At 59.1% G+C, this 15,275-nt stretch carries 15 protein-coding genes; 8 read left to right on the top strand and 7 right to left on the bottom strand.

What is annotated here, in order from left to right:
* The first annotated feature begins 76 nt into the window (after nt 1–76).
* Genes FTW19_RS18430 through FTW19_RS18415 form a run of 4 tightly spaced genes read left to right on the top strand, consistent with a single transcriptional unit; the run spans nt 77 to nt 3,517 of the window.
* Complete coding sequence (locus FTW19_RS18430; protein ID WP_147649056.1) at nt 77–562, top strand: DinB family protein; 486 nt, start codon at nt 77–79, stop codon at nt 560–562.
* A gap of 13 nt (nt 563–575) precedes the next feature.
* On the top strand, nt 576–986 hold the full coding sequence (locus FTW19_RS18425; RefSeq protein ID WP_147649055.1) for a CoA-binding protein: 411 nt from the start codon (nt 576–578) through the stop codon (nt 984–986).
* 30 nt (nt 987–1,016) lie between these two features.
* The gene (locus FTW19_RS18420; protein WP_246153381.1) at nt 1,017–3,131 is read left to right on the top strand and encodes a protein-disulfide reductase DsbD family protein; all 2,115 of its coding nucleotides are present in this window, start codon (nt 1,017–1,019) and stop codon (nt 3,129–3,131) included.
* Nucleotides 3,128–3,517: a YybH family protein gene (locus FTW19_RS18415; protein ID WP_147649054.1), complete on the top strand. Its 390-nt coding sequence runs from the start codon at nt 3,128–3,130 to the stop codon at nt 3,515–3,517. Before FTW19_RS18420 ends, FTW19_RS18415 begins: the two co-directional genes overlap by 4 nt.
* A gap of 258 nt (nt 3,518–3,775) precedes the next feature.
* Here the strand turns inward: FTW19_RS18415 and FTW19_RS18410 are convergent, their stop codons facing one another.
* The 7 genes from FTW19_RS18410 to FTW19_RS18380 form a co-directional block, all read right to left on the bottom strand.
* Nucleotides 3,776–4,543 carry an SDR family NAD(P)-dependent oxidoreductase gene (locus tag FTW19_RS18410; protein ID WP_147649053.1) on the bottom strand — a complete coding sequence of 256 codons (768 nt, stop codon included), beginning with the start codon at nt 4,541–4,543 and terminating at the stop codon, nt 3,776–3,778.
* Between the two features lie 15 nt (nt 4,544–4,558).
* The gene (gene tadA, locus FTW19_RS18405; protein ID WP_147649052.1) at nt 4,559–5,011 is read right to left on the bottom strand and encodes a tRNA adenosine(34) deaminase TadA; all 453 of its coding nucleotides are present in this window, start codon (nt 5,009–5,011) and stop codon (nt 4,559–4,561) included.
* Nucleotides 5,012–5,024: 13 nt separating this feature from the next.
* Complete coding sequence (locus FTW19_RS18400; RefSeq protein WP_147649051.1) at nt 5,025–5,627, bottom strand: cytochrome P460 family protein; 603 nt, start codon at nt 5,625–5,627, stop codon at nt 5,025–5,027.
* Nucleotides 5,628–5,712: 85 nt separating this feature from the next.
* Nucleotides 5,713–6,342, bottom strand: coding sequence for a phospholipase D-like domain-containing protein (locus FTW19_RS18395; RefSeq protein ID WP_147649050.1), 630 nt, complete (start codon nt 6,340–6,342; stop codon nt 5,713–5,715).
* Nucleotides 6,343–6,729: 387 nt separating this feature from the next.
* Entirely contained in the window at nt 6,730–7,335 is a 606-nt protein-coding gene (locus FTW19_RS18390) for an HD domain-containing protein (RefSeq protein ID WP_246153380.1), read from the bottom strand.
* Between the two features lie 15 nt (nt 7,336–7,350).
* Nucleotides 7,351–8,400 (bottom strand): agmatine deiminase family protein, encoded by a 1,050-nt coding sequence (locus tag FTW19_RS18385; protein ID WP_147649049.1) that lies wholly within the window; start codon nt 8,398–8,400, stop codon nt 7,351–7,353.
* A 90-nt stretch (nt 8,401–8,490) separates the two neighbouring features.
* The gene (locus FTW19_RS18380; RefSeq protein ID WP_147649048.1) at nt 8,491–9,402 is read right to left on the bottom strand and encodes a carbon-nitrogen hydrolase; all 912 of its coding nucleotides are present in this window, start codon (nt 9,400–9,402) and stop codon (nt 8,491–8,493) included.
* Between the two features lie 177 nt (nt 9,403–9,579).
* Between FTW19_RS18380 and FTW19_RS18375 the strand changes: the two genes are divergently transcribed.
* The 4 genes from FTW19_RS18375 (at nt 9,580) to mdh (ending at nt 15,229) form a co-directional block, all read left to right on the top strand.
* Complete coding sequence (locus tag FTW19_RS18375) at nt 9,580–11,010, top strand: glutamine synthetase family protein (RefSeq protein ID WP_147649047.1); 1,431 nt, start codon at nt 9,580–9,582, stop codon at nt 11,008–11,010.
* A gap of 222 nt (nt 11,011–11,232) precedes the next feature.
* Complete coding sequence (locus tag FTW19_RS18370) at nt 11,233–12,651, top strand: NADP-dependent isocitrate dehydrogenase (RefSeq protein WP_147649046.1); 1,419 nt, start codon at nt 11,233–11,235, stop codon at nt 12,649–12,651.
* A gap of 78 nt (nt 12,652–12,729) precedes the next feature.
* Nucleotides 12,730–14,223 (top strand): malate dehydrogenase (quinone), encoded by a 1,494-nt coding sequence (mqo, locus tag FTW19_RS18365; protein WP_147649045.1) that lies wholly within the window; start codon nt 12,730–12,732, stop codon nt 14,221–14,223.
* 76 nt (nt 14,224–14,299) lie between these two features.
* Nucleotides 14,300–15,229: a malate dehydrogenase gene (mdh, locus tag FTW19_RS18360; protein WP_147649044.1), complete on the top strand. Its 930-nt coding sequence runs from the start codon at nt 14,300–14,302 to the stop codon at nt 15,227–15,229.
* The last annotated feature ends 46 nt before the right edge of the window (nt 15,230–15,275 follow it).

The raw sequence follows: 15,275 nt of genomic DNA, 5'->3' as shown, positions 1-15,275 counted from the left end.
GCGTTACGCAGGCTCTTTGCTTTGGTGGGGTAAATCTGGAGCAACTGGGTAAGATTTCACGCATCCAACACTCACCATGGCGACTGTGAATGCAGAGAAGGACCTTCGGAAACAGCTTCTGGCGCTGCTGAAAGAAGCACAGGCACACGCAACCTTTGACGATGCCATTGCGGACTTTCCTGCGGCGAAACGCGGTGTCGTTCCGGAAGGGCTGCCGTACTCCGCCTGGCAATTACTGGAACACCTGCGGATTGCGCAGCGGGACATCCTCGAGTTCAGCACCAATGAGGATGGTCATTACGAGGAGCTGAAGTGGCCGGAGGGCTACTGGCCGAAAGAGGCCGAGCCTTCTACCGCGAAGGCCTGGGATGAGAGCATCACCGCGATCAAAGAAGATCTGGGCGAGTTCGAGAAGCTGGTCGAAAAAGGCGATCTGCACACTCCGTTTCCCTGGGGGCAGGGACAGAACCTTCTGCGGGAGGTGCTGCTGGTCGCAGATCACTCCGCATACCATGTGGGTGAGCTGATTATGCTGCGGCGGCTGCTGGGAATCTGGAAGTAACAGGAGATCGGGGATGAACGAGCCAGAGGTCCTGCGCGGAATGCTGGATGCAAAGACGATCGCTGTCGTCGGCTTGAGTGACAATCCGGCGAAGCCCAGCCACTATGTCTCCGAATACATGCAGCGAGCCGGTTTCCGGATTCTGCCGGTGAACCCCGGTATTCAATCTGTTCTCGGAGAGAAAAGCTACCCCAGCCTGACAGACCTGGTGGCGTCCGAGGGCAAACCGGACGTCGTGAACGTCTTTCGTGTCCCCAGCTTCATTCCCGGTATCGTCGACGAGATGCTGGAGCTCGGATTGACGAATCTGTGGGTGCAGCAGGGAATCGTGCATCTCGATGCCGCAGGAAAGGCCGAGGAAGGCGGCGTCCGGGTAGTCATGGATCGCTGCATCATGGTGGAGCACAGGCGACGAGTTGCGTAACCCTTCTCGCCTGAGGGAGTCCTACAATAGATGGATATGAAATGGCTCGGCCGGTTGCTCGCCCTATGGGCAGTAGTGTGCGCGTCTGGATACGCGCAGATTGAGCCCGTGGGCGATGGTAAGACCCCTGGGCCGTTGAAAGCACAGCATCTTACGGTGGAGCTGGTCACCCAGCACCCCTATGTCTATCCGAGCGGTGAGTTCAACGCCGGTCTGGTCTTCACTCTTGAAGAGGGCTGGCATGTCTACTGGCTGAACGCCGGCGACTCCGGCGAGCCTCCTCATGCGAAATGGACCATGCCGGCCGGTATTACCGCCACCGATCTGAAGTTCCCGGTTCCGCAGCGGTTGCCTCTGGGCCCGCTGATGGACTTCGGATACGAGGAGGGCGTGACCTTCCCCTTCACGCTGAAAGCGACCGAGAAAGCGAAGCCTGGTAAGACCCACATCGAAGCAAAGGTGGACTGGCTGGTCTGCGCACAGGTCTGCCTTCCTGGGAAGGCCGTTCTGGGCATGGATCTGGACGTTCTGCCGGCTAAGCCTGCCGAGGAGAAGACTGGCGAGGAGCCGGTGGGAGCGATTGGTTCGGCGCTGAAGAGCCTGCCGACGCCATTGCCGGATGGCGCGAAGGTCTCCGTGAATGCGACACCAACGGAGTTCCTGGTCACGCTGCATTCGCCCGACAAAGGCGAGGTTTGGGAGTTCTATCCCTTCGACCAGGAGCAGATCAAGAACGCCGCAACGCAGCGGGTTGAGAGTTTCCCCGGTGGCGTACGCATTCATCTGGCAAAGGCTGAGGAACTCACGAAGAATCCGGCGGAGCTGCATGGCCTCATCAAGCTTGATGACGGATGGGGCTACGAGTTCCGCGTGCCGGTAAGCACGGCAGCCGCGGCGGCGATTCCGGGGGCGGCGGGTTCCACGGCGAATGGCGGAGCTACTGCGGAGATCTGGGGCTTTCTCGGCCTCGCGTTTCTGGGCGGCATCGTCCTGAATCTGATGCCGTGTGTCTTCCCGGTACTGTTCCTGAAGGCTTTGGCCCTGGTGCAGAGCGCCGGCGAAGAGCGGAAGCGTCAGCGCTCACACGGTGTGGCGTATACCGCCGGCATCGTTGTTTCCTTCTGGGCGATCGTGGCGATCCTGCTATTGCTGCGCGAGGGCGGAAGTCAGCTCGGCTGGGGCTTCCAGTTGCAGTCGCCAGTGTTCGTCGCGGTACTGGCGGCCTTCCTCTTCCTCTTTGGCCTGTCGCTGGCAGGGATGTTCGACATCGGCTTGTCGCTGACGAGCGTCGGTGGAGGACTGGCGGCAAAACAGGGATACGCTGGAAGCTTCTTCACAGGCGTTCTGGCAACGGTTGTAGCTACGCCGTGCACGGCTCCCTTGATGGGCGCGGCCATCGGATTTGCCCTGGCGCAGCCTGCCTGGATCACCTTCGCGATCTTTACCGCGGTAGCGCTGGGACTGGCACTGCCGTACATGCTGCTGTGCCTGCAGCCCGCCTGGACGCGCATTCTGCCGCGGCCAGGGGCATGGATGGAGACCCTGAAAGAGTTCACCTCCCTCCTTCTCTTCGGCACCGTGGTGTGGCTGGTTTGGGTCTTCGGCCGGCTCTTCGGTGAGGATGGCGTAGATCGCGCCGTGCGTCTGCTCGCCGGGCTTTTGTTGATTGCAGTCGCCGGCTGGGCCATGCGCCGCTGGCAGGGCAAGTGGCTCGGTGTCGCTATTGCCGTGCTGCTGATTATTGGGGGTGTAGCGATTCCTCTCACAGGTCAGAAGGCCGCGGAGGAAGAGAAGGCTCGCTGGGCTCCCTGGAGCGAGGCGGCCGTACAGCAGGCTCATACTGAAGGCAAGGCGGTCTTTGTGGACTACACCGCCGCCTGGTGCCTTAGCTGCCAGGTGAATGAGCGCGTTGCATTGAACTCTGACGAAGTGCAGGCTCGCTTCAAGAAGGGCAATGTGGTCCTGATGAAGGCAGACTGGACCAAATACGATCCCGCCATTACGGAAGCATTGCATGCGGTGGGACGCAGCGGTGTTCCAACGTATGTGATCTATCCTGCGGGCGGCACGGCAAAGCCTGATGTTTTGCCGGAGCTGTTGAGCAAGAGCATTGTGATCGACGCACTGGATAAGGACCTGAAATGAGCCCAAACAAGAGCGCAGATGAGCTGGCGATACGGCAGGTGGTCGCCGATTGGATCCAATTCACCGTGGAAGAGCGGGTCGATGAGCTGATGGACCTGATGACCGACGACATGCTCTTTCTGACAACGAAGTTTCCGCCAATGACCAAAGCCGAGTTCGAGAAGGGAACCCGCGAGATGGTCGGTAAGGCGCGGATTGTTCCTCAGGCTGAGATCAAGGAGGTCCAGGTTGAGGGAGATTTCGGCTGGTTATGGCAGGAGCTGACTGTGAACGTCGTCATGGAAGGAAAAGAGCCGGTCGTCATGAAGGGCAGGACGATGGGAATCTATCGCAAATGCGAGGATGGCAAGTGGCGTCTGATGCGTGACGCGAACATGATGCCGTAGCCGCGGCAGGTAGAGCTTACTTTTTGTCATTTCGCAGCGACCGGGGTCCCCGGCCAGCTTCGCTGGCTGGGGTGAAGGGAAGCGGAGAAATCTGCTTGTTACTTCATTCTTCGCTGACAGCGAAGAATGAAGATATCGCGCGGAGCGCGACGCGCCTTTCTATCCTCATTACAAGTGCCAGGGCATTTTCGTAGAGAAGCAGATTTCTCCGCTTCGCTACGAAATGACAAAAGGAAGATCCGCGAAATCGCCGGTGTCCTACTGCTCGTGATAGTTCACCATCAGGCCGCCGTCGACCACATACGTACTGCCGGTGATATAGCCTGCTTCGTCTGAAGCCAGAAAAGCAGCCAGAGCTGCGACATCGTCGGTCGCCCCAAGGCGGTTGAGGGGGATATTCCGCAACAGTGCGTCCAGCTTGGGTTTGTCTGCGAGCAGGGAACGATTGATCGGCGTGACGATCGCTCCAGGTGCAATGTTGTTGATCGTGATATTGAGCGGGCCGAGCTCTACGGCAAGATTGCGGGTGAGCATGCGCAAACCGCCTTTACTGGCGCAGTATGTCGAGAAATGAGGAAAGGCCATGTCTTCATGGACGGAGGAGATGTTGATGATCCGTCCGGGCCTTTTTGCGTCCCTCAGGCGGCGCACGAAGGCCTGGGTCGTAAAAAAGACTCCCTTGAGATTGACGTCGAGCACCTTGTCGTAGTCTTCCTCGGTGACATTCCAGAAGTCGGCGCCCTTTTCAACACCGGCGTTATTCACCAGAATGTCGCATCCGCCAAAGTGCGCCCAGGTTTCTTCGATCAGAGATTGGGTGTCGGATACCTTCGACATATCGGCATGGACGATGAACGCACGGCCGCCGGCCTGCTCGATCTGGAACTGTGTTGCTTCGGCGCCTTCGGCATTTCCGCTGTAGTTGATAACGACCGCCGCTCCTTCCGCGGCCAGGCGGATGGCGATATCCTGCCCGATGCCCGAGGAGGAACCGGTAACGATGGCGACTTTGTCCTGAAGACGCATTACCTGCCTTGGATGCTATCTTCTCGCTTTGAAGAAGCTGCGCAAAATTTCGCCACACTCCGCCGCCAACTGGCCCGATACCACATCCACACGGTGATTGAGCTGAGGGTGGTTCATGACCGAGAGAACAGAACCGCATGCGCCTGCCTTCGGATCGGGTGCGGCGTAGACCAGTCGGGCGATGCGGGCGTGCAAAATAGCGCCGGCGCACATGGCACAGGGTTCCAGAGTGACGTAGAGCGTGCATCCGCTCAGGCGATAGTTGGCTAGCGTTCTACCCGCTTCCCGCAAGGCGACGATCTCAGCATGAGCAGTGGGGTCCTGGTCGCGCAATACACGATTCTGCCCGCGTCCGACGATCTCTCCCGTTGAGGAAACGACAACGCAGCCAATGGGGACTTCGCCGCCCAGTTCCGCAGCGCGGGCCTCTTCGATGGCTGCATTCAGGTATTCGAGATCCTCTGGCACAGCTTCTGTTGTACTACTTCGTCGCTTCCGGAGCCGGCGTTTCGCTCAGATACTCCTTGCTCAGAGTCTTCTTCTCGGTGGCGAGGGGCAGAAGGGTGGGATAGAACTGCACGAAGGTCGTGTCTACGGCTCCGTGGGCTTGATGGCAGGTGTAGCAACTCGCTGTCTGCGGAACGCGTGACGCCGGTGTCCCGCCCGGCTTGCCGCCGACATAAAACGCCCACTCGTTCTTGTCCTTCAAGTGAACCTCGACGTTCCGCACGCCGGTGCTTTGCGTGTGCCCAGTTTTGTTAATGGAGACGGGGTTCTCCGCGGTGCGCACCTCGAGGACGAGCATGGTCTTGTCAGGCCACGTGCCGGTCTGCAGGAAGCTGCGATAGGCGCTCGGATTGACGAAGACGTTATCGAAGATGGAGTGCGCCGCCGGCGCCGCGGTAGCGCTGGTGGGCTGCGTATAGGTCATGTCAATGCCGGAGGTCAGGTAGATCCATTCACGGTAGTTAACCGGCATAACCAGCTTGCCTTCCGCGGTATAGGTGGGCACGTCTGTGGGAGCAGTGGTCTGGGCGCCTGCGGTGAGCAGAAGGCTGGAAGCGAGAACAGCACGGCGAAGCATGGCACGGTCTCCAGAACAAAAAAATGATTGCGGTATGCCGGGATGATACGGGACATACCGCAGATTTGTTCCAGATTTTCTCGGGCTAGGGCTGTGCCGGAAGAGACTCGTTATCTGGCCGCGCCCACAACGTATTGAAGTTGTTCTGGAAGTGCTGGATGCTGGCGCCGTCGCGAAGGATGATGAGGTCGTTGTCCTGGCGCTTCTCACCTGTAGGGGAGAAGTTGGCGGAACCGGTACGGACAAACCGGCCGTCCACGCAGTAAGCCTTCAGGTGCATGAGCGTCCGTGAATGCTTCACCAGCACCTGTACGTTCGACGTATGCGCCAGCCGCAGCAGGGCAGAGTTGGCATCGCCGGTGTCGTCGCTGTCCTCATCATTGTCGGTATTGCGAGCGCGAGAGTTCTTGACCTTGTTCGCGCGGGCGAGCTCCCCGTCGGTCTGGGTGTTGTCGCGATAGATGCGGATCCGTACGCCACGGTTCGCGGCAGCTACCAGAGCATCCGCAATTGCGAGATCGGTGAGGGCATAGGCATTCATGTCGATGCTCTTGCGTGCCTGACCAATCAGATCGACATCGAGGTGCTCGAGGTTCTCGGCGGGGGAGTAGTGAATCTCAGCGGGGATGTTCGTCGGGGTTGGCGTGACCCCGGAGAGTTGCGTGCAGCCTGTGAGAAGAACGAGTGGGAGAAATAGCGTGCAACGGGCATTCATGCTTCGACGAGTGTATTGCTTTGCGGCAGGAATGAACTGAGGAAAAGTGGAGCTGGGTTTGGGCGTTGTGCTGTCATCAGTCTTGCCCTCAGCGGCTGAAGCCGCATTTTTGAGACCGTAATATGGGACGGCTGAAGCCGTCCCCTTAAGCAAGACATTCGCGCTACGCGCGAACCGGGAGACAAGTCGGATGCAACCGAAGTCGACGACTCTTCTCTACAGAGTTACGCATAACGTGAGATGGAATATCGAGCTCGGCTCGATCCGTTTTGCTTAAGGGCATGGCTTTAGCCATGCCGTACCGAAGGCAAAAGGAATGCGGCTTCAGCCGCTGAGGTAACGCCTCTCTGATTCTTCCTGATGCTCACATCGGATGGATGAAAGCCTCTAGTAAAGATTCTCGCCGGCTTCATCGTTCAAATGCATCAGGAACTTCGTGAGTGTACGGATGCGCGGCTCTGCGAGTTCTTTCGCACGTGGAAGGCGCAGCTTTCCGGGGAGGGTATCGAGCGTCTTCTGTAGTGAATCGCGAGCGTTGGTGAAGGTAATGAAGCGTGTGTCCGATCCCAGCTTGGCCAGCGTGCGGGTGATGCCGATGGCTCCAAGCTGCTCCAGGATGTCAGCATCGCGGGCAATCGTCGCTTCCATCGTCTGCGGTTCATCGTGCGGTTGATGGGTGCGGATCACTTCGAGAACCGCAGGAATCTTTTCTTCGGGAAAGCCGGTTTCACGAAGGATCGCGGGCGACTTCTCGCTGGTATATGCGACGTGATCCCACTTCTTCAGAAGCTCGGGGTCTTCCGGACGATGACCGACGAAGACTCCGAGATCGTGCAGGAAGCATGCGGCGAAGACGACATCGTCGTCGTAGTCCAGACCTTCGCCAATCTGGCGTGTCAGGGCATAGAGCCGCGGCTGATGTCCATACTTGTGCTGCGGCTGCGCGTTGACGTGAAGATAGTCGGTCAGCTTGGAGCGAAAGTTGGGCATCATGTCTCCGGCGGTTGGTTAGGCAGGTTCCTGCTGGGTCATGCAGTGCAGCGCACCCAGGCCCCAGATGAAGTCGCCGCAGTGAATGCCTACGATCTCGCGGTCAGGGAAGCACTCTGCGAGTGTATTGAGCGCAATGCGGTCGTTCTTGTCGTTGAAGGTGGGCACCAGTACCAGGTTGTTCGCGATGTAGAAGTTCGCGTAGCTGGCTGGCAGGCGCTGGCCTTCGAAGAGAACTGGCGACGGCATGGGCAGCTCGATGATCTGGAAGGGCTCGCCCTTCAGGTTGCGTGCACTGCGCAGGCGGTCAAGGTTCTCGGCCAGCGAAAGATGATTCTCGTCGTGAGTGTTGTGTTCCACGGCGGTGACGATCGTGTTCGTTCTGACAAATCGGGAGATATCGTCGACGTGGCCGTGGGTGTCGTCACCGGCGCAGCCGCGGTTGAGCCACACCACGTGCTCGATGCCCAGGTACTCCTGGAAGGCCTGCTCCAGTTGCTCGCGAGAGACGCCAGGGTTGCGCTGCTGTACCTCAGAGAGCAGGCACTCCTCCGTGGTGAGCAGAATGCCTTCGCCGTTGGTGTCAATGGACCCACCCTCAAGCACCAGCCGATGCGTTCCAACGTGGGGCTCGAAGGCCGGCACATCGTACAACTCGGCGACCTGCCCTGGGATGCGGTCATCGTTGTGCCAGTTCGGATACTTGGCCCAGGCGTTGAACTTCCAGTTGGTGATAGCGAGCTCGCCCTGTGGGTTTTTGACGAAGATCGGACCGGAATCACGCAGCCAGACACGGTCGGTCTTCCAGAGATGGAAGTGCAGCCGGGCGAGGTTCGCTCCGGCACGGCGCAGGATGTTGCGCGCACGCTTCTCGGCGGCGGCATCGTTGACCAGGATGTTGACATCCTCCACCCGCGAGAGGTGACGGACGATCTCGGCATAGACCCAGGGAATTGGCAGGAACTTGTCCGGCCAGTCCTCGGCATTATGCGGCCAGGCAATCCAGGTCGAGGTGTGTGCCGCCCACTCGGCGGGCATGCGGAAATTCTTTTCGCGTAGAGTTGTCATCAAAAGTTGCCAGTTCTCAGTTACCAGTTGCCAGTTCTAAACCGCTCTGTACTAGCGGCACGTCATGAACATAAACGTGCGGTCATGATCTTAGTCGATAAACCGGCTGGTGATGTTGCCGTAGGCGTCGATGCGGCGGTCGCGGAGGAAGGGCCAGTGCTGGCGCGTCACCTCGACCAGTTGCGGATCGAGATCGGCGATCAGGATGTCCTCCTCATCGTGTGCGGCCTGCTTCAGGATGCGGCCGAAGGGATCGGCGATAAAGCTGCCGCCCCAGAATTCCAGGCCTGCGCCTTCGGGTCCCTTGATGTCGTTGACGTCGCCTTGTTCGTGGCCGACGCGGTTTACCGAGCAGACGAAGACGCCGTTGGCGATGGCATGCGCGCGCTGGATGGTCTGCCAGGCTTCGTACTGTGCCGTACCGAACTCTTCCTTCTCGCTTGGGTGCCACCCGATGGCGGTGGGGTAGAAGAGGATGTTCGCTCCCTGTAGCGCGGTGATGCGGGCGCCCTCCGGGTACCACTGGTCCCAGCAGATCAGCGTGCCGATATGCGCGGCGGAGGTCTTCATAGCCTTGAAGCCCAGGTCTCCCGGGGTGAAGTAGAACTTCTCGTAGTAGAGCGGATCATCCGGGATATGCATCTTGCGGTAGATGCCCTGAATGTTGTGTTCGGCCGTGGAGGCCGGGTCCAGGATGGCGGCAGTGTTGTGATACAAGCCGGGAGCGCGGCGCTCGAAGAGCGAGGCCACGACGGTGACCTTGTGTTCGCGGACGATGGCCGACAGGCGCTCCGTCGATGGGCCGGGGATCGATTCGGCGATGGAAAACAGGGCGTGGTCTTCACGCTGACAGAAGTACTGGGCGCGGAAAAGCTCCGGCAGGCAGATCAGCTTGGCGCCTTCTCTGGCGGCTTCAACAACGAGCGAGGCTGCCTTCTCGAGGTTGGCATCGGTGGAGGCGACGCAGGACATCTGGATCAGTGCGGTACGGGTCGACTTCATAGCTCCCTCCAGTTTCTCAGATTCGAGCGAAAGGACTATAAATCGAGTCTTGATTTCTGATAGCTTTGAAGCGAGGACGGGGCAGTCGCGCCCGGCCTGCAGGGGTCTCCCAACACAATCCACGCTTTACCTGCGGCGGCCCGTGTGCCGTTGGCGCAGGAGACTAGAAGGAGTCGTATGTCCGGCGAATACCGTGATTTTCTGGAGCTCAGCTACGCAGAGCTCGAAGACCTGAACCTCGCAGCCAAAGAGCAGCGCAAGAAGCGCGTCGCGGCCGATGTCATTCAGGAAGAGCGTCTGAAGTATCTGACCGATGAAAAGCGCATCAAGGCTGTCACCGTGGTCTTCAGCGACCTGGAAGGCCGCCTGCACACGCTGGATTATGACAAGAAGTTCCTGGTCAAGAGCTACGACAACCTGACCTTCGACGGTTCGTCGATCCGCGGCTTTACCGCGCAGCGTGAGTCCGATCTCCGCCTTGGCATTGACTGGAGCGCCTTCTACTGGACCCCGGCCGACATCTTCGGGCCCGGCAAGGTCATCGTCTTCGGCGAAGTGATCGACAAGAACGGCGGCACCTACTCCGCTGACCTGCGCGGCGTGCTGAAGGCCTTCGCAAAGGAGCAGTTCCAGAAGAACGGCTACACCCTGAATGCCGCCAACGAGATTGAGGGCTTCCTCTTCGAGGGCGTGGACGCAGAGCGCGCCTTCCACCAGACCGGCAAGTTCGAATATGTCAACCAGGGCGGCTACTACCACTCTCTGCCTGGCGATCCGCTGCGCGAGTTCATCGACACCACCGCTGAGGTTCAGCGTGCGATGGGCTTCGAGAATGAAAAGGATCACCCCGAGGTTGCTCCTTCACAGTTCGAGATCAACTACACCTACGGTGAGGTCGTCGCCGCGGCCGATCAGATCCAGCTCTACAAGCTGATCTGCCGTCAGGTCGCCACCCAGATGGGTATGACGGCCAGCTTCCTGCCCAAGCCAGTGACCGGCGTCAACGGCAGCGGCATGCACACCAACATCTCCATCACCAAGGGCGGCAAGAACCTCTTCTGGGATCCGAAGGGACAGGAGAAGGTCTCGGCCTTTGCGTGGAAGTTCGTTGACCGCATCCTTACCCACGGCAACGACATCTGCCTGCTGCTGAATGCCAGCGTGAACTCCTATCGCCGTCTTGATCCGCATTTCGAAGCTCCGAACCAGATCAAGGCTTCAGCGACCGACCGCGGATCGATGGTACGTATCCCGATCGGCAACGAGAAGTCGGCCCGCGTCGAGGTTCGTTCGGTTGGACCGGACGCCAACCCCTATGCCGTGCTGCTCTCCTGCTTCAAGACCGGCCTCGAGGGCGACATCTCCAAGATCAAGAACCTTCGTCAGGCTGAGCGTTACCTGCCGGACAACATCTACACGGCGCTCGACAACTTCCGCAACGCGGAGTGGACCAGCACCCTGCTGGGTGAGGATGTGAAGGCCCGTTATGCGGACCTGAAACAGGCCTCGGCCGATCGTTGCCCACGTCTGCTGGGCACCATCGTGAAGAGCAGTGAAGTGCAGTTCCACCATGACGTGTACAACCAGCTTCTGTGGGGCCAGTTCTAAGAACGGCTCAACGCGAGAGCACGAATGCCCCGGCTGCGGCCGGGGCATTCTCTTTTGTTTGTCATTTTGTAGCAATGGAGGAGCAAAGAAATCTGCTTCTCTACCGATGTCATTCAGCTTAAATCTCTTGCGCGATAATCGAATCATTTGTGCGAATTTTGCATGGCGCTCTCGCCGGGTGATACCTTGAAAGTGCACAAATTTCACCGGAGAATCCTGATCATGCAAGAGAGCTACAACGGTATTGCGGTCCCCAAGGACGGCGAGGCGATTCAGTACGTCGATGGCAAATACATCGTGCCCGACAAGCCCATCATTCCGTTTATCGAGGGTGACGGTACCGGCCGCGATATCTGGAAGGCCTCACAGCGCGTATTTGATGCTGCTGTAGAGAAGGCTTACGGCGGCAAGCGTCAGGTGAAGTGGTACGAGGTTCTGGCCGGTGAGAAGAGCTATCGCCAGACCAGCAACTGGCTGCCCGATGACACCGTGAAGGCAACCGTTGATTACCGCGTGTCCATCAAGGGACCGCTGACGACTCCGGTAGGCGGCGGTATCCGCTCCCTGAACGTTGCGCTGCGTCAGTTGATGGATCTGTATAGCTGCGTTCGTCCGGTGAAGTACTACACCGGCGTACCCAGCCCGGTGAAGCACCCTGAGAAGTGCAACATCGTGATCTTCCGTGAGAACACCGAGGACATCTACGCCGGCATCGAGTTCCGTGAGGGAACACCCGAAGCTCAGAAGTTCGTCAGTTTCGTAAACGACGAGATGCTGAAGGGCGGTAAGAAGAAGATTCGCCTGGATTCAGGCGTCGGTGTGAAGCCCATCTCGATCACAGGTTCCAAGCGCCTGGTACGTTCGGCCATCAACTACGCCATCAAGAATGGTCTGAAGACGGTCACACTGGTGCACAAGGGCAACATCCAGAAGTTCACTGAGGGCGCTTTCCGTGAGTGGGGCTATGAGGTCGCCACGCAGGAGTTCCGTGACCTGACCGTCACCGAGCGTGAGAGCTGGATCCTGGGCAACCTGGATGCCAACCCAAACCTCACACCCGAGGAGAATGCTGCCCTGGTTGAGCCGGGCATCGAGTTTGCTCCGAAGGAGTTTGGCGACAGCGTTATTGCTGAGGTCAAGCAGGTGCTCGCCGAGATCGGCGCATCGCACGGCGGCGGCAAATGGAAGTCGAAAATCATGGTGAACGACCGTATCGCCGACTCGATCTTCCAGCAGATCATCATCCGTCCCAGCGACTATCAAGTCCTCGCGACGACGAACCTGAACGGCGACTACATCTCCGACGCTGCTGCGGCGCAGGTCGGTGGTCTGGGCATCGCTCCGGGCGCCAACATTGGCGATGGCTACGCTGTCTTCGAGGCGACCCACGGCACAGCTCCGAAGTATGCGGACAAGGACGTCATCAATCCCGGCAGCGTGATGCTCTCCGGCGTGATGATGTTCGACTTCCTGGGTTGGACGGAAGCTGCTCGTCTGATCGAGAACTCCATGGAAGAGACCATCAAGCAGAAGTACGTGACCTACGACTTCGAGCGTCAGATGGAGGGTGCGACCAAGGTGAAGACCAGTGAGTTCGCTACCCGCATGATCGAGAACATGGACAAGGTCGCCAGCAAGTAAGCTGGGAAGTTCTCCGTTGGCTCTAAACCGGCGCGCCTTGCAGTAAGCAGGGCGCGTCTTTGTCTTACAGGGATAGAAATGTCGATTGAAATTGCTCCGCGGGAGCGGGTAGACGTCGTGTTGATTGGCGCCGGTGTGATGTCGGCGACGCTGGGAACGCTGCTGCGCCAGGTTGATCCATCGTTGTCGATAGTCTGTTTCGAGAGTCTGGATCGTGTGGCGGCCGAGAGCAGCGATGCCTGGAACAACGCCGGCACCGGCCACTCCGCATTCTGCGAGCTGAACTACACGCCGCAGAAGTCCGACGGTTCAGTAAGCATCTCCAAGGCCATCCAGATCAATCAGCAGTTCCAGGAGTCACTGCAATTTTGGACGTATCTGGTGGAACAGGGCAAGATCACCTGCCCGCATGAGTTCATTACCAAGGTGCCTCACCTGAGCTTCGTTACGACGGACAAGAGCGTCAGCTTCCTGCGCAAGCGGTATGAAGCGCTAAGCAAAAACCTGCTCTTCCGCGAGATGGAGTACACCGAGGACAAAGCCAAAATCGCCGAGTGGATTCCTCTGATGATGGACGGCCGCGATATGAGCCGTTCCATGGCCGCCACGCGCGTGGATCATGGCACGGATGTCGATTTCGGAGCGCTCACCCGCAAGCTCTTTGCCTATCTGCTGAAGGGCAAGCAGTCGCGTCTCTTTCTTCGCCATCGCGTCACCAGTATCGGCAGAGGCAAGGACTGCCGCTGGCATGTGCACGTGAAGAATCTGCAGACCGGCCGCGCGGCCACTGTCTGCGCACGCTTTGTTTTCATCGGCGCCGGTGGCGGCGCGCTGCCTCTCCTGCAGGAGGCCGGTATCGACGAAGGCAGCGGTTACGGCGGCTTTCCGGTCAGCGGACAGTGGCTCCGCTGCGTGAATCCTGAGGTGATTGAGCAGCACTCCGCGAAGGTCTACGGCAAGGCATCGGTTGGAGCTCCGCCCATGTCGGTGCCTCACCTTGACATGCGCATGACCGGCGGCAAGAAAGAGCTACTCTTCGGGCCGTATGCCGGCTTTACGACCAAGTTCCTAAAGCACGGATCGTATCTGGACATGATCAAGTCAGTACGTCCTGGCAACCTCTATCCGATGATCAAGGCGGGGCTCGATAACGTCGACCTCACCAAGTACCTGGTGAAAGAGGTCATGCAGTCTCCGCAGGACCGCCTGAAGAGCCTGCGCAAGTTCGTCCCCAATGCCCGCCTGGAAGACTGGGAGTTGGCGATTGCGGGACAGCGTGTGCAGATCATCAAGTCGCATGCGGAGAAGGGCGGAGTGCTCGAGTTCGGAACCGAGGTCATTCGCGACAATGAGGGCTCGATTGCGGCACTGCTGGGAGCATCGCCAGGCGCCTCGACCGCGGTCAGCATCATGCTGGGTATGCTGCAGAAGGGAATTACGGTGATCAAGCCGGAGCTTGCAAAGACAAGGCTCGCGGAACTGATTCCGTCCTTCGGCAAGAAGCTCGATCAGGAGCCGGCATTGCTGGACCAGATCACGGCGCAGGCGCGCACCGCGCTCCGGATTGGATAACGAACTGCAGCCCCTCTTGGACTTCAAGGCTTGAGAATGGTAGGGTGTTGGCCGAGAGGACCGGAGGGGTTTCTGCGTGCGGAAAAAAATCACGATTGTTGGTGCAGGGAACGTAGGCGCAACGGCTGCAAACTGGATCGTAGGAAAAGAACTCGGTGATGTGGTGCTGCTCGATGTGACCGAAGGCATTCCACAGGGCAAGGCGCTGGACCTTCTGGAGGCCATGCCGATCGAGAAACGCGACTGCTCCATCATCGGTACAAACGACTATGCGGAGACAGCAAACTCCGATGTCGTGGTGATTACCGCAGGCATTCCCCGTAAGCCGGGCATGAGCCGTGATGACCTGCTGCAGACTAACTTCAAGATCATGAGCGACGTCGTGGCAAAGGTCGTTGCCGGCTCGCCCAACTGTATCCTGGTCGTCGTCTCCAACCCGCTCGACGCCATGGCTCAGACAGCCTTCAAACAGAGCGGCTTCCCCCGGGAGCGCGTGATTGGCATGGCGGGTGTTCTGGACTCGGCCCGCTTCCGGACCTTCATTGCGGAAGAGCTGCATGTCTCCGTTGAGAACGTAACAGCCTTCGTCCTGGGTGGCCACGGCGACACCATGGTGCCGCTGCCGCGTTACTCAACTGTCGCCGGCATCCCGATCACGGAACTCATCGCTCCGGACCGTCTGGAGGCCTTGGTGCAGCGGACGCGCGATGGCGGCGCAGAGATCGTGAAGCATCTCAAGACGGGTTCGGCGTACTACGCCCCCTCCGCCGCAGCGGTAGAGATGGTGGAAGCCATCCTGAAAGACAAAAAGAAGATCCTGCCCTGTGCGGTCTATCTGCAGGGCGAATACGGCATCAATGGCCTGTACGTTGGTGTCCCGGTCAAACTCGGCGAAAAGGGCGTGGAGCAGATTATCGAGATCAAGCTCGCACCCGAGGAGCAGGCTGCGCTGAACCGTAGTGCGGATGCCGTGAAAGAGTTGTGTGACGTGATCGGCATGGCCTAGCAGACAAATAAGAAGGCCCGCCGTTGCCGGCGGGCCTTCGTGTGTC

Origin of the sequence: Terriglobus albidus, from assembly GCF_008000815.1 — a bacterium.
In the GTDB taxonomy this organism is placed as follows: Bacteria; Acidobacteriota; Terriglobia; order Terriglobales; family Acidobacteriaceae; genus Terriglobus; species Terriglobus albidus_A.
Note: the sequence above shows the minus strand (reverse complement) of the source record. Positions and strands in the feature narration are given on the sequence as shown.